Genomic DNA, 24,941 nt, shown 5'->3' on the forward strand with positions numbered 1-24,941 from the left:
GGAATGATCGTATGCACGCACAAAAAACAAGATACTCGTTTTCCCAAGCATTATTTCATCTCATCGCGACCGCCTTCTGCGCTTTTACGACGATTCCGTTCCTATTGACGGTTATGGTTTCGATTTCCGGCGAGTCCTCAGTGATACAGCATGGGTATTCGCTGTTTCCGGACACGTTTTCATGGGATGCCTACCGACTCATTTTCTCCGGAGACGAAATTTGGAGGGGGTATATGGTTTCCATTGCTGTGACGGCGATTGGGACGGGACTCGGATTGCTGCTCAGTGCCATGCTTGCCCACACGATGGCCCGGCAGAAGGTAAAATATCGCAACGGCATCGCCTTGTTTATTTTCATTACGATGATTTTTAACGCGGGGCTTGTCCCATGGTACATCTTCGTCACCAAATATTTGCATCTGAAGGATACGCTGGCCGCATTGATTTTGCCGATGCTCGTCAATCCTTTTCATGTGTTCCTGATCCGGAATTACTTCAAGTCGCTGCCGCCGGCGCTAATGGAATCGGCTGAAATGGAAGGGGCGGGACCGTTTTACGTGTTTGCCAAAATCATGCTGCCGCTTTCCACGCCGATTATCGCGACGGTGGCCTTGTTTTATTCGCTTGCATATTGGAATGATTGGGGACTTGCGCTGTGGTTAATCGACGACCGGAGGTTGTACCCGCTTCAATTCATCCTGTTCAAAATCCAATCCATGATCCATTACATGAGCACGCAGGGGAATCTGGTGTCAGGCAGCCAAACGCTGCCGTCGGAGACGGCGCAGATGGCCATGGTGCTGGTCACGATCGGCCCGATCATCCTCGTCTATCCGTTTATTCAGCGGTATTTCGTGAAAGGCATCATGATCGGCGCGGTCAAAGGATAGGTTGCAGCCGTCCGAAGGCGGTTCAACATAGATAGATTTTTTCTACTTAATAGGGGAGGTTCTGAATGGTGACGAAAAAGAAGGTGCTTGTTTCCATCCTTATATTGGCGATGATGCTATGCGGTCTGCTCACAGCTTGTTCCGGCTCCGGCGGTTCAGCGTCCGAAAAGGAGGGGAACGCGGACGAGAAGAAAAACGAACAGGGCACGGGAGGAGAGAAAAAAGCGCAAGTCGGCGGAACCGTCAAAATCGTGCTTCCCGGCGACGCGCCAAAAGATCTGGCCAACGTGCAGAAAGCGCTTGAAGACAAGCTGAACGCCGATGGGCTGCCGTTGAAGCTCGAATTTACGTACTTCCCATGGGATCAATATTCCAACAAGCTGAACCTGATCGCCGCCTCGGGCGAAAAATACGATTTGGCCTGGACGCACGTTAGCTGGTTATCCCAAATCGTTTCCAAACATGTCGTGGCGCCGCTTGACGAGTGGCTTGAAACAAACGGCAAGGACCTTAAGGCGAGCATTCCGTCGGCCAACTGGCTCAGCGCTTCGATCGATAACAGGATTTACGGCATTCCTACGCTCGTGCCGACGGCCGAAAACAACAACTTCTTTGCGATTCGGGGAGACCTGCGCCAAAAATACAACCTGCCCGAAATCCGCACGCTCGCCGATTTTGAAAACTATCTCGATACGATCAAGAAAAACGAACCCGGAATGATGCCGATCGCCAATGACGGCACCCGCGCGCTGCTGCGGGAGTTCGGAGACGTTTATCTTCCCGTCGGCGACATGGGAGCAGGGCCGGGATATGTGGATCCTGCGGATCCGGAGCTGAAAGTGTACAACTTCTACGAATCCGAAATTTTTAAAAACATCGTGAACACGAAGCGAAAATGGTATTTGAACGGCTGGATGCCGAAGGACGCCCAGGAAATCAAGGATCCCGAAGCCGCGCTCAATAACGGGAAACTTGCGGCCATCTGGTCCAACGTGTTGAAAACGACGGAACGGATCGACGCGTTCAAGAAAACGCTTCCCCAAGGGGATCTGGAGGACGTGTTCCTGAATCCCGACAAGCCGAAATACAATTTTGATGCGGCCTCCAACCTGCTGTCGGTATTCTCTACGAGCGAAAATCCGGAAGGGGCCGTTGCCTTCGTCAATTGGTTCCGCAGCCAGCAAGAGAATTACGACCTTTTTTCTTACGGCGTGAAGGACGTCAACTATAAAATGGATGGCAGCGCCATTTCCGTTGAAGGCATCGGCGACCAGCAAACCTACAATCAGGTGTACTGGGCCTGGGACGATATTCGCCTCAAACATTTCAGCAAGCACGTCAGCCCGGAGCTTATCCAATCGCTGCAAAAATGGGATGAAGGGGCGGTTGAGGCGCCTACGCTCGGTTTCCGGTTTAATGCCGATCCGGTCAAAGCCGAAATGGCCCAAATCAATGCCGTCGAAAAGGAATATGTGGATGCGGCGTATGCGGGATTTTCGGACTATGATCAATTTTATCCGAAATTCCAAAGCAAGCTGAAATCGGCAGGAATCGACAAAGTCATCGAAGAGATGCAGCGGCAGCTGGATGCATTTATCGCTTCCAAGCAGAAATAACGGCTCTTAAGGTGTCAGTTCGCTCGTCGCATTCATTTTGAAATATTGGGGAGGGAATTCCGAAATGCTCAAGTTGAAATCACTGGCCATTGCCGCTTTGTCCGCATCACTTGCGCTTGGACAATTTGCTTCCGCACCGCTTTTTTCTCCAAGGGTATTTGCCGCCGGCTCAGGGACCGAGACGCCGATCCCGGGAGGGGCGCCGCCGCAAGAAGGACGGCCTGAAGCCGAACAACCAGCGGCGCAAGAACCTCCCGGCGCTCAGACGCCTGAATCAGAGCAGGAGCAGTCAGGGGAAACATCTCCCCCAGCCGAAGTCCAGCCCCCAGCTGACGGGGGACAAAAGACCGTGCCGGAGATTGAGCCGGGAGAGGGGGCAGCAGCACCCGACAGTACCGACGCTGCCGTTTCCGGGATGAACTTGGCGCTTAACAAGCCGGTGACGGTGAGCAGCGCGCTTCCGCAGCATCCCGGCGTCTACTTGACGGATGGTCGTTTGGACCGCATGTGGTCCACAAGCGATACCGGATGGCAGAGCAGTCCGCTGGCCGACGAATGGGCGATGGTGGACCTGGGCTCCGTTCAGCCGATCAAGCGCTGGACGGTGTACCATGGCGCATCGGGCACGTGGGCTACGCAGGATTTCCAACTGGAATACAGCTCGGGTGACATGAACGGCCCCTGGCAAACGGCGGATTCGGTGGTTGGCAACATGGATGCCGTGACCGACCGAGTTTTGCCGGATGCCGTATCGGCCCGATATGTCCGGCTCCACGTGACCAAAAAGACGGCAGAAGGCGTCGATTGGCCCGCCGTACGGATCAGCGAGCTTGAGCTGTACGCGCAGGCGGCCGTGGTCCCCGTCCTGACGGCTGAGCCGCAATCCGGAACGGTATTGCCGGGCACGCAGGTGAAGCTCTCCAGCTCTCCGGGCACGGCCGCCGTCTATTACACGACGGACGGAACGGACCCGGTGACATCCGAGACCCGGCATAAATACATTGAGCCGATTACAGTCGAGTCCGATATGAGCATCAAAGCGGTTGCGATCGACGAAAAGGGAGGGGGTGTCAGCGAGATCGGGAGCTTTGAATATCGGGTTCTCACGGAGGACTTTTCCCAATATCCGAACCTGGCGTTGACCGCGACCGCGGAAATGTCGTCTCCTGCAGGCTGGGGCAATGTCGCCGGACGCGCCATCGACGGCAATCCCGGAACCTACGCCCAACCGGAGCAGAATGTGCTGTGGGACTTGACCGTCGATCTGGGCCGCAGCCAGCCGGTCAATTACGCCGTCCTCCGAAAAAATCCGGATCATGTCAATTACGTGACCAAGTTTACGATTGACGCGTCGGAGGATGGAGAGCATTGGACCACGGTGGCCGAGGAAACGGGCAATGACGATTCAAAGGATCAGGTATATGGATTTGCCCCGACAAAGGCGCGTTACGTCAGGCTTCACCAGCTGGAGAAAGTCGGCATTGCCGCTGCCATATGGGAGTTTGAACTCTACAACACGGCCGTCGTGCTGCCTGTGGAGGCAAGCGTCAAACCGGGACCGGTGATCGACGGCACGAAGGTCGAGCTGTTCGGCGGCCAGCCTGGGGCAACGATTTATTATACGACCGACGGCACCGATCCAAGGACATCAGATACAAAGACTCCGTATAAGGAGCCGATCGTTCTACACGGCGAAGGTATCGGCAAAATAACCAAGCTGCAGGCCTATGCGGCCAAGGAGGGAAAAGAGGACAGCGAGGTCAAAACGTTCGAATATCAAGTCATACCGCTGTCGGCTGACCCGCCGCCGGGAGATGTGGCTGCGGGCACGGCCGTCGCGTTGTCCAGCTCCGTTCCGGGAGCCTCCATCTTTTATACGCTTGACGGCTCCGACCCGTTGACATCGGCGGCCAGGAAACAATATGCGGATCCCGTTGTCATCGAAGACGACGTTACGATCCGCGCCTACGTCACGGATGGGACGGACAAGAGCCTTACGGCATCCATGACGTACAGCATTTTACGCGATGAAACCAACGTCGCGCTGAGCAAAGTGGCGTCCGCATCGTCGTCGCAGCCGACGGCTGGTCCTGCGAATGCCGTCGACGGCAAGGACGAAACCGCATGGATCGCGGGAAGTACGGAGCCAAACAGCTGGCTGCTGGTCGATCTGGGCCGCGATTACGAACTGACGGGTACGCAGATCACCTGGAATGAAGCGAAAAACTACAAATACAAAATCGAAGTGTCCGCCGACGCCCTCCATTGGTATCAGGCGGCTGACCAAACGGGGATCTCCGGCCGGGATCAGGTGAGAAAAGATCGCTTCCTGGAGACGGCCCGGCGTTATGTTCGGATCACAGTTACAGGGCTCGAGCCCGGCACCAAGGCGGGCATCCGCGAATTCGCGGTATGGGGAACGCCAAGCGATCCGATGCCGAACGTACCGGTCGGGCCGGAAACCAACGGTTGGCCGCGGCCAGTCATCGTTCCTCTCCCGGCATCCGTGAACGGCGTACCCGACCCCGTCGTCAGCTTAAACGGAACATGGAAGTTCAAGCTGAACCCCGGCCAGGGATTCTGGCGAAACGGCACGGACACGTCGGATTGGAAGGAGGTTCGGGTTCCGGCCAACTTGGAGGTGCTCGGATTCGACATCCGCGGACAACAGGGAGGCGACTGGTTCCCTGACCGCAACATTGAACACGCATATCGGAAAACGGTCGACATTCCCGAAACCTTTCAAAGCAGCAAGGTGATGCTCCGTTTCGAAGCGGCATTCAATTACGCGCGCGTTTGGGTTAACGGCCATTTGGTCCGTCAGCACCGTGGAGGTTTCACGACCTTTGACGCCGACATTACGGAATACGTTACCCCCGGCGAACCCGCAACGATCACCGTAGGCCTAACGGCGGAAACGGGATTTATCGAATATCAGCACGTCCGCGGTTTGGTCGGGCAGGTAAAACTGTTTGCGCTTCCTGTCGATCATATGACCCGGCTGCAGACGGAAACCGAATTTGATGCCGCCTATTCGGACGCGATCTTAAAAGTTTCGGCAGGCATGGCGCTGGAGGAAGCGAAGCAGGGGGAAGTTGAGCTGCAGCTTACCGATCCGGACGGGAAAGAGGTGCCGATTCAATCGTCCGTCATATCCGTGACGGGAGATCAGCCGGAAGCATCAATCCAAATTCCGGTCGCCAAGCCCGCCAAATGGGATGCCGAGCATCCGCGGCTCTACACGTTGAAAGCCACGGTCATGGCAGGCGGTAAACCTGTGCAAACCGTGATCCGCAAGGTTGGCTTCCGGTCGATCCGGATGGAAGGCAACGCCATGCTGGTAAACGGGAAAGTCGTGAAGCTGCGCGGCGTGGATTGGCATCAGTCCTCCCCGCTCATCGGCGTCGCCGCCGATCCGGAGCATGATCGCGAGTCGCTTGTTAAGTTAAAGGAAGCCAATGTCAATTACATTCGCGCATCCCATTGGCCGCAATATGAATATGTGCTGGATCTGGCCGACGAGCTCGGCTTTTACGTCGAGCAGGAAAACTCCGTCATGTTCGTTAGCGACGGCAGGGCAAGCGATCCCAAATATTTAAACAACTATATGGGCCAGTTCTCCGAAACGATCGAGAAAGACCGCAGCCATCCAAGCATCGTAATCTGGTCCGTCGGCAATGAAAGCGCGTGGGGGAGCAATGTGGCCGCTACCCATGATTACGTCAAAGCCGTTGATCCGTCACGGCCCGTGAAATTCAGCTGGGGGTTCAACGCTCCGGCCGGTTATACCGACCTGTTCAGCATTCATTACACTCCTTACGGCCATACTTTCGGCACGCATGACAAACCGGAGCTGTATGACGAATATGCTCACGGATATGTCTATTACGGCGACTGGATCGATGACGATCCGGCATATCGGGATTTCTACGGTACAGCGCTTCACCGGCTGTGGGATGACCTGTACGAGACGCCGGGCGTGTTAGGCGGAGCCATTTGGCACTCGCGCGATCTCCGCTTTTATGGTCCGAACGGGATCTGGCAGGGCTTCCTGGTCAACTGGGGCATCCTCGACGAATGGAACAGGGAAAAGCCGGAATACTGGAACGTCAAGAAAGCCTATTCCCCCGTAAGGATTAACGCCGATTCGCTTCCGAACCCGGGAGCCGGCAAACAGCTGACGATTCCGATTGAAAATCGTTATAATCATACGAACTTGAGCGAGGTCACCATTGAGTGGAGCGTCGGGAAAGAAAAAGGAAAAATCCAGGGGCCATCCGTAGAGCCGATGAGCAAAGGGCAGCTTGCGCTTCCGGCAAGAAAGTGGAAAAACGGCGATGCCATCCGCTTGAAAATATACCGGGATGACCATACCGCAGCGAACCCGCTTGTTGACGAATACATGCTTACCATCGGGCAAAAAACAATTGTTCCGTGGAAGCCGCAAGGAAAAACCCCGGACATTAAGGAAACGAAAGGCGAGATTATCGTCACCGGCAAAGACTTTCGGATGGTCTTCAGCAAGCTCACGGGCATGATTACAAGCGGTGAATATCAAGGGAAAACGCTTCTGACCGGCGGGCCGTATTTGGATTTGGGCTATACGTCGAAGCTGGGGGCGTGGACGCCTTCCGGGATCAGCCAGAGCATTTCGGGCAAAGAAGCCGTTATCCGCATTTCCGGCAAATACGGAGCGACTAGCGTGGATTTCGAGATGCGGATCGACGGCAAAGGGCTCATTTCCACGACATATACTGTTGCGGACCCGCCGGAAATTTACGACGCCGTCGGCGTATCCTTTGATGCCGCCGCAGGTGCCGACCGGATCACGTGGGACCGGAATGGCGAATGGAACGTTTATCCGGAAGACCAAATCGGCAGACTCAGCGGTGCAGCTTATAAGGAACGGGCCGAAGGGGAAGAGAAATACGGCGTCAAACCGGATTGGCCTTGGATGGAGGATGAGAAGGAAGGCCTCGGGACAGCGGATTTCCGCGCCTCCAAGACCAACGTGAATTACGCTTCCCTCATTTTCGGGAAATCCGGGAACCGCGTATCCGTCCAAGGTGACGGCTCCGGATCGGTAAAAGCATCTTTGAACGCGGACAGCTCGGTACGCTTGCACATCCGGAACGGCTGGTCGCATCCAGCCGGATTCCCCGGATGGATCGAAGCGAATCCGGTACAAAAACCGATTGCCATTAGCTCCGGATATTCCGGCACCGTCCGGATGAAGCTCACGGACCGCGACGATTTTGAGTTCAATTTCACAGACGCGCCGCAGTATTTAAGCGATATGGAATGGGCGGACGCAACAAGCGGCTGGGGCCGGGTGAGAAAAGATTGGAGCGTCGGCGGAAACGCGTTGACCCTGTATGACGGCAAAGGCAGCCGTTCTTACGAGAAAGGCTTGGGAACCCATGCCTCATCAGAAATCCGCTACTCCATCGGGAGCAAAGGCTACAAGCGGTTTACCGCCACGGTGGGAATCGATCAAGAGAGCAACGGCGGGTCGGCCGTGTTCCAGGTCTGGGCGGACGGCGTCAAGCTGTTCGACAGCGGCGCGATGAATCGCAGCATGCCTGCCCGCCAGGCCGATGTCGACATTTCCGGCAAAAACGAGCTTAAACTCGTGGTTCTGGATGGCGGAGACGGAAACGCCGAGGACCATGCCGATTGGGCCGACGCCAAGCTTACGCCGGCGCGATAACTAAAGCAGGCCTTCCTCGTCAGGGGAAGGCCTGTATCCTCGATCCCGGAAGATTCGACCGCCTTCGAATCGGAAGGATTCGGCCGATCAACGGCCAATATATTTAGGAATCAAGAACGACAGGGATGTGAAGCGCCGGTGAACCCGATGAAATGGAGATGGCATGTGCCGACCCGAAGCTTTCTGTTCAGATTGATCGCTGCCAACACGATCATTTTTGTTTTGAGCCTGCTTATTCTTTCGGTCGTCAACTACACGTTTACCAATATGATCAGCGAGAAGCAAATCTCGGAAACGCACCGGAAGCTGCTCGATCAAACCAATGCCAACATTGAAATGTTGTATGAAAGAGCTTTTCGGGTCGGGGAGCAGCTTCTGAACGATAAGGACGTGATCAAAAGCCTGTATGCGCTCCGGCTGGATCCGGCGGATTCGCTCGTCCTGGACCGCAAGCTTCACGATGCCGTCAATGCGAACGAGTTTATCAATTCCGTATATTTGTATAACGGGGCGACGGGAAGTTTCATCCATTCGATCCCGCAGGACGTTGAAATATTCGACATCGATCCGGAAGCCCGCAGGCTGGTTCATGTCCGCAGCGGACTGGGCAAAATGATCTTTCTTCCCCACAGACAGCAGTACGTTTATTCGGGCAAGCATTACGACAACCCGATTCTTTCCCTGATCTTCATTCCGTCCGATGCGAGATCGGAGTATGCGATTTTCATTAATCTAAAACTGTCGGCCCTTCAGGAATTGTTTGACAAAATGGGCGGTTCCCCGGAATCCAGCTTTATGGTCACGAACAAAAACGGCATTTTGATCACCCGCAGCGACAAGCCCGAGGCGTTCATGGACGCCGCTTCCGGCGCCGAATTCATGGGCAAGGTGATGAAGTCGGGCAACGTTTCCGGCAGCTTCGTCGATTCGATAAGCGGGTCAAAATCTTTGGTCACGTATGCTTACAACGACAAGCTTGAATGGTATTTGCTGAATGCGACGAGCTATGCGTATCTGACAAAAGGAAGCTTTATACTTCAGCGAAACATTATCATCATATCATTGCTGCTGCTTTTCGCATGTTTTGCGGCCACGATCCTAATGAACCGTAAATTATACGGCCCCATCGGAAACGTGGTTCAAATGGTCAAAGGAAGCCATCCGGCAACCGGGGAAGCTGCCGGAGGATCCGGCGATGAAGCCGCGTATTTAAGCGACGTGTTCAAAAATCTGATCGGCAAAGTCACGTCCCTTGAAGATTCAGCGGTCAAACACAGGGAGAGGCTGAAAGAAAGCCGTCTTAAGGATATTCTCCTTGGCGAGCCTGCCACCGACGAAACGATGAAGGATTTGCATTCCGCACTGCATGGCATAAGGCTGCATTCCGGACCGATGCGGGCGGTGGCGGTCGTCGTAGAGAGTCCGGTTCAAAGGGAAGGGAGCGTGGCGGATACGGGAATCCGGCTGGTCAAGGATACCGTTTTCGAGCTGGCGCGCCGCATTTTTCAGGAACGGGAGGAGATGGAAAAGGTCGATATCGGACGGCAGATGTTTGCGATTTTGATGCATGAGCCCCAGGACCATCCCTCGACCCATCGGCTGAATATGCTGGTACAGCAGGCTGAACGGGTGACGGGCTTCCGCATGAAAATCGGCGTGGGCAGCCGGGCGGTGTCGATCGGGGAGCTGGGGCAATCTTTTGAGGATGCAAGGGAAGCATTGGAGTACAGTTTCGTGGACCATCGCCGAATGGTCTATCATTTCGATGCGATTCGGGCCTCAATGGAATCTTCATCTCGTTATCCCGTCAAATTGGAAAGGTCCCTGTTCGAAGCCATTAAAGTTAACGACCGAAAAGAGGCAGGAAGAATTCTCGGCGAATGGTTCGGTGCACTGCGCCGCTACGCGCCGGCGGACATCCGTGCCGCGTTGCGGCAATCGGTGACGACGATTGAAACCGAATTCGGAACGATGGCAGATTTTACGCCGCTGCTAAGAGATTATGGGAAAGATTCGCTTTACGGCATCGTGCAGCATTTTGCGGAGCTCGAACGGGTCGAGGCGTTTTATGGAGAGCTGGCCGATTTTATCATCGAACAGTTGAAAATGAATCGGCACCAGGATCGCGCCGATGTCGTGAGGATCGCCTGCGAATTTATCGGAAACCATTACCGGAGCAGCGGTCTTTCGGCGGAGCTTGTCGCCTCCGAGCTCAACCTTTCCGTGCCTTATTTCAGCAAACTGTTTAATGAGGTAATGAGCGTTTCCTTTACGCAATACGTGACCGATCTGCGGCTGCATGAAGCCGAACAGCTGCTGCTCGCGACAACGTTAAACGTGAAGGATATCGGGGAGCGGATCGGGTTTCAAAACAGCTCTTATTTTATAACGGTGTTCAAAAAGAAAAACGGGACCTCACCCAACCAATTCAGGAAAATGAACAGAGCGGACCGTGTCGCGGAGTAGCGCTGTTTTAAATCGGAATGGCCGTTAATCGTGCGTGCGCAGAGGTTCGATCGACTGCGGGAGAACGATACACAAAACACGGCTTTCGGTCCGATTTACTTCGCTTTGCGAATTAATATAGTATTGAACAAGAAGTCATTTTTTCGGGGGGATGTTGAATGCGCATACAATTTGACCGGTTTCCGAATGGCGCGAACAAAGCGCTGACGCTCAGCTTCGATGACGGCAGGGAGCATGATCGCAGATTGGTAAAAATGCTGAACGATTACGGACTCAAGGCGACGTTTCACTTAAATAGCGGCACGCTTGGCAGGGAGGGGTACGTCGATCCGGCCGAAGTGGAGGATTTGTACCGCGGACATGAAGTCGCGGCGCATACCGTAAGCCATCCGTTTTTGGACCGATCGCCGGCGGAGCAAATCGTTTGGCAGGTCGTGGAGGACCGGAAAGCGCTGGAGGCTCTTATCCGCGTCCCTGTAAAAGGAATGAGCTACCCGTACGGTACTTACAGCGATCAAGTGGTTGACCTGCTTCGTTCCGTCGGCATCGAATATGCCCGTACGGTCAACAGCCACGGCTCGTTTGCTTTGCCTGAAGACTGGCTCCGCTGGCATCCGACCTGCCATCATAAACAAATGGCGGAATATGCGGAGAAGTTCGTATCTCTGGAGCAGAGGCATTCGCACATGGCGCTTTTATACGTATGGGGACATAGCTATGAATTCGAAAACGACCGGAATTGGGAGCTGATCGAACGGTTCGGCGAAATCGCCGGCGGCAGGAAGGACATTTGGTACGCGACCAACGCCGAAATTTATGCCTATTCGGACGCGTTGAAGCGGCTCCGGTTTTCAGCGGACAACCGTATCGTCCATAATCCGTCGGCGTTATCCGTCTGGATCAGCGCGGAAGGCGACCCGGTCGAGATTGCCCCGGGACAAACGGTACAGTTATAAAAAATATTACGAATAGAGCATGGCGACAAACTGGCGGATTCTATTCCCGCAAATTTTATTGCCGCCCGCGATGATAGATTTTCCGGTATACGGCCGGCGTCAAGCTTTCGAACTTTTTGAACGTTTTAATGAAATATCCGGGATCGGCAAATCCAAGCTCGTCGCTGATATGGTTCACGGATAAATCGGTGGTCTCGAGGAGCTGCTTTGCCCATTCGATTTTTAGGCGCGGAACGAACACCGAAAAGTTTTCTCCTGTTTCCCGGGTGAACACACGGCTGAAATAACTCGGACTGACGTGGCAAAGCACTGCCATGTCCTGAAGGCGAACGTTTTCGTTTTTATGGAGGTACATGTAATCAAAAGCAGGCTGCAGCAACGGATTACCGGCTTGATACACGCGTTCCGTGCCCTGTTTGATTTTCGTTTCGATCAATGTGCTGGACAGTTCATGCTTCATCGCCTGGATCTGCTCGTAAGCCTGTGGCGTGCCGACCATCGTTTCGGAAACGGCAGGCTCCGTGTTCAGCAGCTTTTTGTACATGTCGACGGTAGCATGTTTTTCGATCGCTTCCTCGACGATGTAATTGCATAGATGAAAAAGCATGTCCGCTATGGTCGACACCTCCTCGGAGGATAATTCGGGAAGCGCGCGGTATTCCGGCTCAAGCTCCTTAAACTTCCGGTCTGTTTCAGCGTTGGGCGGACGGGTTACGATTTGTTCGAGGGGCAGATCGGCATCGCGAAGCTTGATTTGTCCCGCCATGATGGCGCCGATATAATGGTCGTCGACAATGATGGGCACGGCGATGTCTACGATGCCGAAATGGCAGCGGTATACATATGGCTTATTGGTGCGAACCGCTTCGAGGCCGCCGCGCGCATCGCATTTTTGGCAGTAGGAGGACAAGGCTCCGTCCTTGCGAACCCCCTGGCAAAAGGCTTGGCATCGGCTGTGTTTGGTGACCGGAACGCCTTTGTAATCGACCGTGATGATCGCCATCTTGGTCACGGTGGAGAGCGAATCCTGCAGCTTATGCCATTTATCGATATCGATGATTCGTTTCAAGTCGTAACGCGGGTTCATGTGCATCGTCTCCCAATGTTTTGTTCGTTAGAGCAAAAAGAGCAGCCGTTGAGGCAGGAATACGGCGTCCGACCGCAGCTGCGCTTATTCTATTATACTAAAACTCTATTTTCAGGAACAAGATAGTACAATTTTTAGACGATAGGACAAAAAAACACCATCGGAAAGCGCTTTAAAAAGCGGGTTGAGTGCCATGATTTCCGCTAGTCCCCCGCATATAATGGACATGAGATTACGGCGGAGGGGAAATGAATCATGAGAAAAGCATTTATCAGCCCAAGCAAATACGTCCAAGGCGAAAACGAGCTGCTGAATTTGGGGTATTTTATTCGCACCTACGGAGGTTCCGCGCTGCTGATCGCCCATCCGGAAGACGTCAAACGGGTGAAGGACAAGCTTGATTTTACATCCAAAAAATTCAATGTTACGCTTGTTGAAAGCGAATTCCGCGGGGAGTGTTCCCGCGAAGAAGTAAAGCGCCTGCAAGAGCTTGCCCGGGAGAAACAATGCGCATGCACGATCGGCCTCGGCGGAGGCAAAGCGATCGATACGGCCAAATGCGTTGCGGAAGGCGACGCGCTCATCATCGTGCCGACGATTGCCGCCACGGATGCGCCGACCAGCCACTCGGCGGTGATGTACACCGGCGAAGGAGCTTTTGAAGATTATGCTTATTTCAAGCAAAGCCCAAGCGTGGTGATGATCGATACGACCGTCATTGCGAACGCGCCGACCCGTTTCCTCGTATCCGGGATGGGGGACGCCTTGTCCACTTATTTTGAAGCCAGAGCCACATCACGCTCCTTTTCGAAAGTCAACGCGGGATTGCCCTGCGGCGTTCATGAAGGTGCGGCTCCCGTCGCCAGGGGAACCAAGGCTGCATTGGCGCTGGCCAAGCTGTGTTACGACACGCTGCTGGAAGACGGAGTTCAGGCCAAAGTCGCCTGCGACGCCAATCAAGTAACGCCGGCGCTGGAAAACATCATCGAGACCAACATCCTGTTGTCCGGCCTTGGTTTCGAAAGCGGCGGATTGGCCGCTGCGCATGCGATTCATAACGGTTTGACGGTTCTGCCGGGAACCCATCATTATTTCCACGGCGAAAAGGTTGCTTTCAGCACGATCGCCCAACTCGTGCTTGAAAATGCGTCCAAGGCGGAAATCAACGAAGTGCTGGAATTTTGCGCGTCGGTCGGGCTGCCGGTATGCTTAGAAGACATCGGTGTAGAGAGCATGACGCCGGAGGAGCTGCGTTTGGTTGCTGAAACGGCCTGCATACCGGAGGAATCCATCCATGCGATGCCATTCCCGATTACGGAGGAAGCTGTGGCCTCGGCCATTTTGGTTGCGGACCAAATCGGCCGGGCTTTCAAACAAAGCAAAAAGGATGCGATACGATGAAAAAAATTATGAATAAGCCGGAAACGCTTGTCAGGGAAATGCTTAGCGGCCTCGTCATGGCGCATCCGGAACTCGAGTTCAACGGCAAATATAAAATCATCAAGAAAAAAGAGATGAATCCGCAAAAGGTTACGCTGATCAGCGGCGGCGGAAGCGGTCATGAGCCCGCTCACGCGGGGTTCGTGGGCAAGGGAATGCTCGACGTCGCGGTTTGCGGCGACGTGTTTGCTTCGCCGTCGCAAATCCAGGTCTATCAAGCCATCCGCGCATCGGCAAGCGAAAAAGGCACGCTGCTCATCATCAAAAACTACAGCGGCGACATCATGAACTTTAAAAATGCGGCGCATCTTGCCGGCGAGGACGGCATCCGGGTTGACTATGTCAAAGTTGACGACGACATTGCGGTGGAAGACAGCCTGTACACCGTCGGGCGCAGAGGCGTGGCAGGCACGGTGCTCGTGCATAAAATCGCCGGCGCGGCGGCGGAAGCGGGCCTGTCCCTCGAGCAGGTGAAGCAGGCCGCCCAAGATGCGATCGATAACGTCAAAAGCATCGGTTTTGCGCTGACCTCCTGTACCGTTCCGGCGAAGGGAACCCCGACGTTCGCGATTGGCGAGCAGGAGATGGAATATGGCGTCGGCATCCACGGCGAACCGGGCATCCGGCGCGAATCGATGATTCCGGCGGACATCCTGGCTGCCCGCATGGTCGCTCAGCTGTTGGAGAGCCTGCAGATGAGCGGAAAGGATAACGAAGAAGCTGCCGTGCTGGTAAACGGCTTCGGAGGGACGCCGCTGCAGGAGCTTTATCTGTTGAACCATGCCGTGATGCGCGAGCTCGACTCTCGCGGAATCACGGTGTACAAGGTGTTCGTCGGCAACTACATGACGAGCATCGACATGGCGGGCGCATCCGTATCGATCATGAAACTGAATGACCGGCTGAAGCAGCTGCTCGCTGCGGAATGCGAGACGCCGGCGCTGGTCGTCCGCGGACCGTTCGAGCCGGTTCGTTATAACGGGGCGGCGATCGAGGAGGCAGAGCGAGAACCGGAATCGTTCGGCATGGTTACCGGCGAAGAACATGCCGTCATTCGTGGCGGCAAGCTGTCGCTGGACAACATGATTTATCTGGTCGATAAAATGAGCGCAGTGATCATCGAAAACGAAGTTCCGTTCTGCGAGCTGGACTCCCATGCAGGCGACGGGGATTTCGGCATGAGCGTGGCGAAAGGATTCAAGCAGCTCAAAGCGGAATGGGACGACGTGATCTCCCAGGCAAAAGATATCGGCTCGTTCCTGGATGCCTGTTCGCTGGTGATCATGGAGCATTGCGGCGGAGCTTCGGGACCGATTTGGGGTTCGGCGTTCCGGGCGGCAGGAAAATATGCGGGGGAACGCAAGGAGCTTTCCGTTCCTGAAATTTCCGAAATGATGAGCGCGGTGGTCAAAGGAATCCAGGACACCGGCGAGAGATCCTTCGGAAGAGGGGCGGTTGTCGGCGACAAAACGTTGATCGACGCACTCGTTCCTTACGCGGAAGCGTGGGCAAACGCCGCTGAAGCCGGCTCCGACATCATCTCCGCCGGAGTCGCGGCTGCTGAGGCGGCGGTTGAAGGAGCCAAAAAAACCGAAGCGATCGCAGCCCGGATGGGGCGCGCAGGTACGATCGGCGACCGGAGCATCGGTTACCCGGATGCCGGGGCGTATGCGCTTGGCGTCATTTTTACCGAAATTGCGCATTCTCTTAAATCGTAATCATTTAGGAGCAGACCCTGCTTGGGTTCAATCCGAGACCAAAGTAGCCAGTCGTGGATTCCATTCCGACGACTGGCTATTTGCGGCTTGAAAGGGTGTTTAATGTCCGTCTCGCGGCTTGTTAGCCGATATCAATTTGACCAATCCGGCTGTAATCGCCAAGCATAAACTGATCAATATCCAGATCGCGCTCTGAAAAGCGATGGAATCATCATGATGAGAATCCCGGACGGAATAAAACACGGCGGCTATGGCGACAATGCCAAGCGTTTGGGAAACCTGCGTGAACGTGGTGAGCACCCCCGAAGCCGAACCCGCATCTTCTTTGGCGGTTTTGGCGAGAATGCTCTGAATGAGGAGCGGTGCAATGATCCCTTGACCGACACCTGCGAACAACAGAGCGGCAGCCAGAGCAGGGATGGAAGCTCCGCCGCTTGATAATCGTATGATTGCAATCATTGCAACATAACTCAGGAACATAATGGTGACCCCGGCGTAAACAATATTTATCGAAAATTTGCGGACAAGCCGGGGAGCGAGCATTGAAAAGACGGCAAAGCCGAGTCCAAGCGGAAGAAAGGTCATGCCCGATGAGTAAGGTTCAAGTCCAAGCCCCAGCTGCAAGTATAACGTGAGAACATAATACAAGCCCGCATTTCCCGAGTAATACGCCAAAATGACGATCATTCCGAAATTAAAGGCCGAGCTTTGAAATAATTTCAAATCGATCAGGGGAGATTTGCTTTTTTGCTTTAACCGGTTTTCATATTTGAGGAAAAACGATATGACGAGAATCGACACAGCCAGCGATACCCAGGTCCATGCCGGCCAACCCCGTTCGCTTCCGCTGATTAAAGGATACACGAACAGAAAAAGTCCTGCCGTGATGAGAAGAACCCCAACTGCATCAACCTGTTTCGCTTTTTCCAAAACCGTCTCCTGCAGAATGAATAAAGACCCCAGAATGGCTGCGATGCCAAATGGAATGTTGATGAAAAAAACGTTTCGCCAACCCATGTCGAGCATATTCCATTCGATGAGCAAACCGCCGACGACCTGACCGGCAACGGAAGCTAATCCAATGACGGCCCCATATATGCCAAGCGCAACACCCCGTTCTTTCTGGTTAGGGAAAGAAGCCTGGATCGTAGAAAGAACCTGCGGCACCATAATGGCTGCCGAAACGCCCTGAAATACCCTTGCTGCAATTAACCAAGAGGCAGCCTCCGCAAAGCCGCAAAGCAAAGAGGCGACGGTAAATCCGGAGACGCCGGCGATAAACATTTTCTTCCTGCCGAAAAGATCCCCGAATCTTCCTCCGGTTACGAGAAGTACCGCATAGGCCAACGTATAAGCTGCGACGACCCATTCGATTTGCGCATCCGTTGCGGCAAGCCCCTTTTTCATTTGCGGTATCGCAACGTTCACGATAAAAACGTCCAAAATGGCCATAAACGTCGCAAACAAAACGATGGTTAACGACCACCATTTGCGCCGATCCTTATGCTGGGTCAAATGTACCGCATTCGCCGATAAGTTCCCTTCCATGAGGTAAACCTCCTTTAATCATAAATAAAATACTGAACCGTAAAGTAAATATATATTATTTCGATTTTATAACCGTGTCAATATGCAAATTTTCAAAATCAAATAAAAAAACTTGCCGCTCAAGATGAGTCGGCAAGTTTCGAATCGGGAAGCCCGCATCGGTTAATTAACGGGAGAGATTCCGTATTGGATCATGTTGAACGCTTTTTGCATCCAATCGCTCGGATTTTCCGTTTCAGGTTTAAAAAGCATGCAGTAGAAGTAGGCGCCGCTAATCAAATCGATGAGGGTATCCTCGTCGATGTCCTTGCGGATTTGCCCCTTTTGAATACCTTTCTTTAAAATTTTCGCGTAATCTTTGCGGCGCGGGGCTATAAAATTTTGCTTGTATTGTTCAAGCAGTTGCGGAGATTCGAGCATTCCGGCCACCAATTTATGGGGAGCGGCCTCCGCCGAACCCAAAGAAAGCTCCATGGAAGCCAACATATTTTCCAGCAAAGCACGCAAATCCGCCAGTGCATCTCCCGTATCCGGAATGGCCGTTTGCTCGGCTGCCAGACCGAAAGCATCCGTGATCAGTTCGTCTTTGGAATTCCATCGAAGATATATTGTCGGTTTGCTCACGCCGGCACGTGCGGCAACGTCATCCATACTGAAATTGTTCATGCCGAATTCCAGCATCAATGTCCGAGTCGCTTGCAAAATCAAAAGATCGGTAGACGCGCTGCGGGGACGTCCCCGTTTTTTGCCGTTTTCGCCCATTCGGAAGATCACCTCGTCATTAATACTTAACTAAACCGTACTGTAAATTAATATAGTGATTTTGGCAAATTAACGCAATCGCACACGAGAAAATGAGAGATTCTTTGAAGGACATTTGTCTGAATTCGACAAACATGATAGCATATCGACATATGAAGAGGATGTTGCGATATCAAGGTTTCGACGCATCCATCGGATCGATGAACCATGAGAGGTTGTATTATGCCAAAAACGATACTGATTGTGGAAGACGAACCTATTTTACGGGAAATCATGAAGGATTATTTTCTTGAAGGAGGATACGGGGTGCTTGAAGCCGCGGACGGAAAACAAGCGCTCGTGTTATTTGAAGAGCATGGGGCTGATTTGATCATATTAGACATTATGCTCCCGGAATTGGACGGCTGGTCGGTGTGCAAACGCATCCGCAAGACGTCGAACGTCCCGATCATCATGCTGACGGCCCGTTCGGATGAAGACGACACGCTCCTTGGCTTCGAACTCGGCGCCGACGACTACGTGACCAAACCGTACAGCCCTCCCATACTCCTTGCGCGGGCGAAGCGGCTTCTGGAGAACCGGCAGGTTCGGGAACAGGAGAGCGACACGTTGTCCAGCAGCGGCATCTTGATCGATTTTCCTTCCCGAACCGTCACGGTCGACGGGGAAAGCTGCAGTTTGACGCATACGGAATTCGAAATTCTGGCGTACCTGATGAAAAACAAAGGGATCATCATAAGCCGGGAACAGCTGATTACGAAAATTTGGGGTTACGATTTCGTGGGAGACGACCGCACGGTCAACAGCCATATCCGCAATTTGCGTTCCAAGCTGGGGGAACATGCCAAACATATCGTTACGGTCGTGCGTTCGGGATATAAATTCGAGGACGAGCCATGAAAAAGGGAATCGTTCTAAAACTGTTCCTGTTGACGGCGGGTTTGTGCCTGTTCCTGATCGCCGTTATTTTCGCCTTGCAAACCGTGTTTTTTAAACAATTTTATGCCCATCAAAAGGTAAAGGATGTTCAGTCGGCACTACAGGCTTACAAACAGGACTACATGAAACATGCCGCGAACGCGCAGGAGACGGCGAAGCTCGAACAGGATTTTTACCAGAAGCATAACACCTGGATCACGGTATTGGATTCCCGCGGCAATTTGCAAAATACCGACGATTATTTTATGGAGATCAAGCTGGACCGAGCGTACGATTACCCTGCATATTCCGGTCGCACGATAAAGATTCCGCTCTACAGCTTTATTAACGTGGAAGAATTTTATAGCGATAACACGTTTCTGACTCCCTGGATCAAGGAGGGCGAACCCATCGCCTTTGAAGGATTGATCATGAAAGAGCAGCTGGTTATCCAACGGATGGCGAAATACCCATATAATCTGCGGGAGGAAAGCCAGCTGGAGAATCGGCAGATGGTAAACAAGGAGTACGAAGTCGTCAACCGATACCCAACTCCTCCGACCCAGTATCACGAAAAATATCCCTCCATTCTGGCGAGCGGAATGATTACGAAAGTGCAAATACCGGAAGGCGCAGGTGGATCGCGCTACACGAACCACTTGTTTCTGGAACGCATCAAAGCATTCCAGGCGGATTTGCTTTACGGGGATTTTGATCAAACCGCAAATGCGAATCAAATGTTGAATTATGAAGAAAACCATGTGAACTACAAAATATTCGTGGATCCGATCAAAGACCGGAACGGAAATTCCGAATATCTGTTTGCGATGACGTCGCTGCAGCCCGTTAATGAAGCCGTAGGGATGATCCAAAACTACTACGTGTACATCATTATCGCCACCCTTCTGCTCGCGCTGCTCGTTTCGTTTTATTATTCCCGCCGGATCGCCCGGCCGCTGCTGCGCATCAACCGTACGGCCCGTCAAATGGCGGCGCTTGACTTTTCCGAAAAAATCCAGGTGACGACGCGCGATGAAATCGGCGATTTGTCGCACAGCATTAACGAGCTCTCCGAGCGGCTGCAAGCTCATATCCTCAGGCTGGAAGAGGACATCGCAAAGGAAAAACAGCTGGAGCGTACGCGAAAGGAATTTATTTCCGGCGTATCGCATGAGCTCAAGACGCCATTAAGCGTCATTCAAAGCTGCCTTTCCGTGCTGAAGGACGGGGTTGCGAGCCATAAGCGGGATCATTATTTTGCGGCGATGGAAAATGAAGTGAACCGGATGAATCTGCTGATCGTCGATATGCTGGAGCTGGCCAAATATGAATCCGGCACGTATAAAATGGACTTGGATACGTTTGCGATCGACGCCGTCATCCGGCGGATTTGCGCTAAACTGGCAGGGGAGATCGAGGACAAACGCTTGCAGCTGCATGTTTCCCTTAACCCCATAGAGGTGGTCGCCAATGAACTCCGGATCGAGCAAGTGGTCGTCAATTTCCTTACCAACGCGATTCGCTATACGCCGGAGGAGGAATCCATATATATCACGATCGCTGAAGAAGCGAACATCGTAAAAATAAGCATTGAAAATAAGGGCGCTCATATCCCGAACGAGCAACTGGAGAAAATATGGGACCGTTTCTACCGCGGGGAACCCTCCCGCCATCGTTCGACCGGAGGAACCGGGCTCGGCCTGGCCATTTCGAAAAAAATTCTAGAGATGCACGGTGTGCCTTACGGCGTGACCAACACGGCGGACGGGGTCCAATTTTATTTTTATTTGAATAAAAAAACGTAAGATTAAAGCGCGAACTTCGGTTCTGCGCTTTTTATTTTTAATTGATGTTGATTTCATCTGCATCTGCTCTGCATCTCTTTCTACTAATCTTTTTTTGTAGATAGAGAGGAGATGGGATCATGACAGCAGGAACAAAACCGGATCATGTTTCGAACGGTAAAACGCCCGCAGCAAAAAAACGCAGACGTTTGATGGTGCTGATTGCGGCACTTTGTCTGGTCGGTTTTTGCCTTTTTAGATGGACGACGTTTGACGGGGAGGTAGCTGCTGAGCAGCACGCAAAAACGTTCGCGGGCGGGCAACCGGCGGCGGCAGCCGGTAAGGCCGTTCAAGATAAAGAAAATGGCAGGCCGAAAGGGAAGGTTGTCTATTTGACGTTTGACGACGGTCCCAGCGATTGGACGGGTAAAATTTTGGACGTGCTCGATCAGCAGGGGGTCAAGGCAACCTTTTTTATGCAAGGAAGCCAATTGAAACATCAGAATTTGCAAAAGTTCGTCAAACGCGCGGTGCGGGAAGGCCATTATGTCGGGGGGCATAGCATGACCCATCAATATAAAAAGCTTTACGATCAAAAACAATTTGTACCCGAAATGAAAGAAAACCTGGCGCTCATCCATGACCTCACGGGCGAAAATCCCCATTTGGTGCGGCCGCCGTACGGCTCGGCTCCGGGACTCGAAGACCGTAAGCTTCGCGATCAAATCGCCAAAGAAGGCATCAAAATCTGGGATTGGACGATCGATTCGAACGATTGGAAGTTGAAGGACCATCCGGAGCAAATCGTCGAAAACATCAAAAAAGCGACGAAAGTCGATCTGGAAGTGGTGTTGTTGCATGAAAAGCCGCAAACGTTGCAGGTTCTTCCGGAAATTATCGCGTTTTATCAGAAAAAAGGTTACCGCTTTGGCGTTTACAACGATGACGAGCATTTCCATATGAATTTTCAGAAGGATCATCGATTATAATCGCGGCCATGCATATTGAAGGCTTCGTTTGAAAGAAGGAGCTGCTCCGGGAGACCATGCGGTCTTGCAAGGAGCGCTCCTTTTTTTGTTTTTGCCGCCCGAATCTATAAATCTTTTTCATATGATCTGCACTTTATCTTGATCTCGCGCGATTAAACTCTTTTTCGGGAGGAGGAGAGAGAGAATGAGAAAGAGGAAAGCCATACTGGTCGTAACGTTTATGCTGTCTGTGGCGCTGATCATCCTGCTGTGCAACATCCTCTTGGGTGACAGGGCGGCAAGCCGCGGCAAAAACGAACAATACCATCAAACGATACGCCTGTTAAGCGAAAACAGAGCCGCATCCCATCAGCCGGGGGCGCCGTACAAAATCGTCATCGATGCCGGGCATGGAGGCAAGGATCGGGGAGCGACGGGGGCAAGCGGACGTTTCGAAAAGGATTTGACGCTGCAGTTGGCGCTAAAAGTCGAGGAACTGGCGAAGCAAGAGCCCGAAATCGAGGTCTATCTGACCCGTACGGACGATCGTTTCATATCCTCGATTGACCGCGCCAGACCGAAATTCGCCAATGATTTGGGCGCGGATCTGTTTATTTCCATTCACGGCAATACGTATGAGGATCCAAGCGTGTCCGGCACGGAAACCTACTACTACCATGAAGATTCCCGTCCTTTGGCCGAGATCATGCAGCGCCATGTGGTGGAAACAAGCGGGTTTCGGGATCGGGGCGTCAAAAAAGAGAATTACTTCGTCGTGAAGGATACCTTTATGCCGGCCGTTCTCATCGAGACGGGATATGTAACCAATCCGCAGGAAGAGGAGCAAATGCAAAATAGCGAGGTTCAATACCGGATCGCCGGCTCCATTCTGGACGGAATCAAAGAATATTTGAAGCTTGGATAAAGAGAGGGAGATCGATATGAACAAAAAAATCACTACTGCAATCCTGATGGGGAGTGTCGCGTTGGCACTGGCGGCGTGCGGAAACCCAGCGGCGAACGACAAGGTTCAACAGCCGGCGGCGTCCCAGGCGCAGGAACAAAAGGCGGATATGCAGAAATCGGATGCAAATTCGTTCAAAACCATTTTTCAAGACAGCGTATTTTTAGGGGATTCCATTACGGAGGGGCTTTCCTTCCATGACGTGCTGAACGAAAAAAATGTGCTTGCCGGCGCGGGGAAAACGGCGGAATTTTCGCTTAAAGACATCGACGAGCTCACCAAGCGCAATCCAAAGAAAATCTTTATTCAATTGGGTTCGGACGACATTTTATGGCCGACGGACGATCCTATTGCTTACTCCATGAAAAATTACGCAAAGTTGATCGGCATGATCAAGGAAAAGCTTCCGCAAGCCCGGATCACGCTGTTGTCGGTGACACCGGTAACGGAGGACGCTATCAAAATGGAGCCTCGGTATAAAAATATCGGCGATTACAATCAGGCCGTCAAAGAACTGGCCGGCAAAGAAGGCGCCTCTTTTGTCGATTTGTCGCCGATCTTTTCAAACAGCCCCGATTTTTATGACGTGGACGGGATTCATTTTAAACCCGACTATTATACGAAATTACTGGAGCTGTTGAAGGAGCAAACGAAATAATATGCCGACGGTTCACTCTGTTTTGGAGGTGACGCGGGTTGGTTTTTAGCAGTCTTATCTTTTTGTTTCTTTTTCTGCCCGTCACCCTTCTGGTTTATTATGGTTCGCCAAGGAAGCTGCGAAACGTCATCCTCCTTGTCGCTAGTTTGATATTTTATGCATGGGGCGAACCCGTATACATTTTGATCATGGTATTTTCGACGGTGTTTGATTACTTTAATGGTCTTTTGATCGATAAGTATAGACACCGAAAGGGAATCGCCAGGGCTGTCTTCCTAGGTTCGATGACGGGAAGCTTAGGCATTCTCGGGTTCTTCAAATATGCCGGATTTCTCGTGGACAACATCAACCAGCTGTTTCATTTGCATCTGCAAACGGCCGATCTGCCGCTGCCTGTAGGTATCTCCTTTTACACGTTCCAAACGATGTCGTATGTCGTTGACGTATATCTGAACAAGGTACCGGTACAGCGCAACATCGTTTCCTTCGGGGCTTACGTGACGATGTTTCCGCAGCTTGTGGCGGGTCCGATCGTCAAATACGGCGATATCGCGGGGCAGCTGGAGTCACGAAGAGTTACGTTTGAACGTTTTGGCGAAGGCGCGGAGCTGTTCATGAGAGGCCTGGCCAAAAAAGTGCTGCTGGCCAACAATATCGGGATGCTGTGGACAAGCGTCAAAGCGGAGCCGTTCGCCGAGCTTTCCGTCCTGTCCGCTTGGCTTGGCATCATTGCGTTTACCCTGCAGATTTATTTCGATTTCAGCGGGTATTCCGACATGGCTCGCGGCCTCGGCAAAATGTTCGGGTTCGATTTTATGGAAAACTTCCGTTATCCGTATATATCCGGGAGCGTGACGGAATTTTGGCGCAGATGGCATATATCGCTTGGCGCCTGGTTTCGGGAATATGTGTATATTCCGCTTGGCGGCAACCGGCAGGGGATGGCGAAGCAGCTTCGGAATGTGCTGGTCGTGTGGTTTTTGACCGGCTTATGGCATGGCGCCAGCTGGAATTTTATCGTCTGGGGATTGTATTTCGGTTTTTTCGTGATGATCGAAAAGCTGTTCCTGCTGCGGTGGCTTGAGCGCTTTCCCGCATGGATCCGCCATGTCTACACGCTTCTGATCGTCATCCTTGGCTGGGTGTTGTTCGAAATGGAGCATTTGGCTTCCGCCTGGCGTTTCATCGGCGTGATGTTCGGTGTTTACGGGAATGGATTTGCCGATCGGCAGGCTTCTTACGATCTTTCAGCAAATGCCGTATTGCTGGTCGTATTGGCGTTTTGCGCGACCCCTCTTCCGGGCAAGGTGTTGTCCTACGTGAAAAATAGATGGAAAATTGCCGGCGCCGTTGCCGTTCCGCTTCTATACGTTCTGTTCATGTTCCTGTCAACGGCCTATTTGGTCAATGAAACGTACAATCCGTTTTTATACTTTCGATTTTAAAGGAGGCGGAC

The 24,941-nt window shown here is 52.7% G+C and carries 16 protein-coding genes; 13 read left to right on the forward strand and 3 right to left on the reverse strand.

Annotated features, from left to right (window positions below; translation table 11 throughout):
- The first annotated feature begins 11 nt into the window (after window positions 1-11).
- The 5 genes from RJP21_RS11530 to RJP21_RS11550 all read left to right on the forward strand — a co-directional run bounded on the left by RJP21_RS11530 (window position 12) and on the right by RJP21_RS11550 (window position 11,638).
- Window positions 12-890, forward strand: coding sequence for a carbohydrate ABC transporter permease (locus RJP21_RS11530; RefSeq protein ID WP_310859384.1), 879 nt, complete (start codon window positions 12-14; stop codon window positions 888-890).
- A 65-nt stretch (window positions 891-955) separates the two neighbouring features.
- A complete protein-coding gene (locus RJP21_RS11535; protein WP_310859385.1) occupies window positions 956-2,506 on the forward strand; it encodes an ABC transporter substrate-binding protein in 1,551 nt (516 codons plus the stop codon).
- 64 nt (window positions 2,507-2,570) lie between these two features.
- Window positions 2,571-8,216, forward strand: a complete 5,646-nt coding sequence (locus RJP21_RS11540; RefSeq protein WP_310859386.1) for a discoidin domain-containing protein — start codon at window positions 2,571-2,573, stop codon at window positions 8,214-8,216.
- Window positions 8,217-8,363: 147 nt separating this feature from the next.
- Window positions 8,364-10,682, forward strand: coding sequence for a helix-turn-helix domain-containing protein (locus RJP21_RS11545; protein ID WP_310859469.1), 2,319 nt, complete (start codon window positions 8,364-8,366; stop codon window positions 10,680-10,682).
- 158 nt (window positions 10,683-10,840) lie between these two features.
- On the forward strand, window positions 10,841-11,638 hold the full coding sequence (locus tag RJP21_RS11550; RefSeq protein WP_310859387.1) for a polysaccharide deacetylase family protein: 798 nt from the start codon (window positions 10,841-10,843) through the stop codon (window positions 11,636-11,638).
- 55 nt (window positions 11,639-11,693) lie between these two features.
- Here the strand turns inward: RJP21_RS11550 and RJP21_RS11555 are convergent, their stop codons facing one another.
- The gene (locus RJP21_RS11555; protein ID WP_310859388.1) at window positions 11,694-12,725 is read right to left on the reverse strand and encodes a PocR ligand-binding domain-containing protein; all 1,032 of its coding nucleotides are present in this window, start codon (window positions 12,723-12,725) and stop codon (window positions 11,694-11,696) included.
- Window positions 12,726-12,980: 255 nt separating this feature from the next.
- Here RJP21_RS11555 and RJP21_RS11560 point away from each other — a divergent pair, with 255 nt between their 5' ends.
- Both RJP21_RS11560 and dhaK read left to right on the forward strand, forming a co-directional pair.
- The gene (locus RJP21_RS11560) at window positions 12,981-14,126 is read left to right on the forward strand and encodes a glycerol dehydrogenase (RefSeq protein ID WP_310859389.1); all 1,146 of its coding nucleotides are present in this window, start codon (window positions 12,981-12,983) and stop codon (window positions 14,124-14,126) included.
- The gene (gene dhaK / locus RJP21_RS11565) at window positions 14,123-15,883 is read left to right on the forward strand and encodes a dihydroxyacetone kinase subunit DhaK (RefSeq protein WP_310859390.1); all 1,761 of its coding nucleotides are present in this window, start codon (window positions 14,123-14,125) and stop codon (window positions 15,881-15,883) included. Before RJP21_RS11560 ends, dhaK begins: the two co-directional genes overlap by 4 nt.
- Before the next feature lie 99 nt (window positions 15,884-15,982).
- Here dhaK and RJP21_RS11570 read toward each other — a convergent pair whose 3' ends face one another.
- Window positions 15,983-17,431 carry an MFS transporter gene (locus RJP21_RS11570; protein WP_310859391.1) on the reverse strand — a complete coding sequence of 483 codons (1,449 nt, stop codon included), beginning with the start codon at window positions 17,429-17,431 and terminating at the stop codon, window positions 15,983-15,985.
- A gap of 162 nt (window positions 17,432-17,593) precedes the next feature.
- The gene (locus RJP21_RS11575) at window positions 17,594-18,193 is read right to left on the reverse strand and encodes a TetR/AcrR family transcriptional regulator (RefSeq protein ID WP_310859392.1); all 600 of its coding nucleotides are present in this window, start codon (window positions 18,191-18,193) and stop codon (window positions 17,594-17,596) included.
- Window positions 18,194-18,415: 222 nt separating this feature from the next.
- Here RJP21_RS11575 and RJP21_RS11580 point away from each other — a divergent pair, with 222 nt between their 5' ends.
- The 6 genes from RJP21_RS11580 to RJP21_RS11605 all read left to right on the forward strand — a co-directional run bounded on the left by RJP21_RS11580 (window position 18,416) and on the right by RJP21_RS11605 (window position 24,930).
- Window positions 18,416-19,093 (forward strand): response regulator transcription factor, encoded by a 678-nt coding sequence (locus RJP21_RS11580; RefSeq protein ID WP_310859393.1) that lies wholly within the window; start codon window positions 18,416-18,418, stop codon window positions 19,091-19,093.
- On the forward strand, window positions 19,090-20,916 hold the full coding sequence (locus tag RJP21_RS11585; RefSeq protein ID WP_310859394.1) for a sensor histidine kinase: 1,827 nt from the start codon (window positions 19,090-19,092) through the stop codon (window positions 20,914-20,916). Before RJP21_RS11580 ends, RJP21_RS11585 begins: the two co-directional genes overlap by 4 nt.
- Window positions 20,917-21,107: 191 nt before the next feature.
- Window positions 21,108-21,884, forward strand: a complete 777-nt coding sequence (locus RJP21_RS11590) for a polysaccharide deacetylase family protein (protein WP_397386210.1) — start codon at window positions 21,108-21,110, stop codon at window positions 21,882-21,884.
- Between the two features lie 184 nt (window positions 21,885-22,068).
- Window positions 22,069-22,788 (forward strand): N-acetylmuramoyl-L-alanine amidase family protein, encoded by a 720-nt coding sequence (locus RJP21_RS11595; RefSeq protein ID WP_310859396.1) that lies wholly within the window; start codon window positions 22,069-22,071, stop codon window positions 22,786-22,788.
- 16 nt (window positions 22,789-22,804) lie between these two features.
- Window positions 22,805-23,485, forward strand: a complete 681-nt coding sequence (locus RJP21_RS11600; protein ID WP_310859397.1) for a GDSL-type esterase/lipase family protein — start codon at window positions 22,805-22,807, stop codon at window positions 23,483-23,485.
- Between the two features lie 38 nt (window positions 23,486-23,523).
- The gene (locus RJP21_RS11605) at window positions 23,524-24,930 is read left to right on the forward strand and encodes an MBOAT family O-acyltransferase (protein ID WP_310859398.1); all 1,407 of its coding nucleotides are present in this window, start codon (window positions 23,524-23,526) and stop codon (window positions 24,928-24,930) included.
- The last annotated feature ends 11 nt before the right edge of the window (window positions 24,931-24,941 follow it).

The sequence above is a fragment of the Paenibacillus sp. VCA1 genome, assembly GCF_031583795.1.
Taxonomy (GTDB): Bacteria; Bacillota; Bacilli; order Paenibacillales; family Paenibacillaceae; genus Paenibacillus_AQ; species Paenibacillus_AQ albilobatus.

Bases quoted from the DNA above. Each gene is read 5' to 3' on its own strand.
- RJP21_RS11600 (WP_310859397.1), top strand. From the start codon at position 22,805: ATGAACAAAAAAATCACTACTGCAATCCTGATGGGGAGTGTCGCGTTG.
- dhaK (WP_310859390.1), top strand. From the start codon at position 14,123: ATGAAAAAAATTATGAATAAGCCGGAAACGCTTGTCAGGGAAATGCTT.
- RJP21_RS11580 (WP_310859393.1), top strand. From the start codon at position 18,416: ATGCCAAAAACGATACTGATTGTGGAAGACGAACCTATTTTACGGGAA.
- RJP21_RS11540 (WP_310859386.1), top strand. From the start codon at position 2,571: ATGCTCAAGTTGAAATCACTGGCCATTGCCGCTTTGTCCGCATCACTT.
- RJP21_RS11560 (WP_310859389.1), top strand. From the start codon at position 12,981: ATGAGAAAAGCATTTATCAGCCCAAGCAAATACGTCCAAGGCGAAAAC.
- RJP21_RS11595 (WP_310859396.1), top strand. From the start codon at position 22,069: ATGAGAAAGAGGAAAGCCATACTGGTCGTAACGTTTATGCTGTCTGTG.
- RJP21_RS11585 (WP_310859394.1), top strand. From the start codon at position 19,090: ATGAAAAAGGGAATCGTTCTAAAACTGTTCCTGTTGACGGCGGGTTTG.
- RJP21_RS11590 (WP_397386210.1), top strand. From the start codon at position 21,108: ATGGTGCTGATTGCGGCACTTTGTCTGGTCGGTTTTTGCCTTTTTAGA.
- RJP21_RS11545 (WP_310859469.1), top strand. From the start codon at position 8,364: ATGAAATGGAGATGGCATGTGCCGACCCGAAGCTTTCTGTTCAGATTG.
- RJP21_RS11575 (WP_310859392.1), bottom strand. From the start codon at position 18,193: ATGGGCGAAAACGGCAAAAAACGGGGACGTCCCCGCAGCGCGTCTACC.
- RJP21_RS11555 (WP_310859388.1), bottom strand. From the start codon at position 12,725: ATGAACCCGCGTTACGACTTGAAACGAATCATCGATATCGATAAATGG.
- RJP21_RS11570 (WP_310859391.1), bottom strand. From the start codon at position 17,431: ATGGAAGGGAACTTATCGGCGAATGCGGTACATTTGACCCAGCATAAG.
- RJP21_RS11535 (WP_310859385.1), top strand. From the start codon at position 956: ATGGTGACGAAAAAGAAGGTGCTTGTTTCCATCCTTATATTGGCGATG.
- RJP21_RS11550 (WP_310859387.1), top strand. From the start codon at position 10,841: ATGCGCATACAATTTGACCGGTTTCCGAATGGCGCGAACAAAGCGCTG.
- RJP21_RS11530 (WP_310859384.1), top strand. From the start codon at position 12: ATGCACGCACAAAAAACAAGATACTCGTTTTCCCAAGCATTATTTCAT.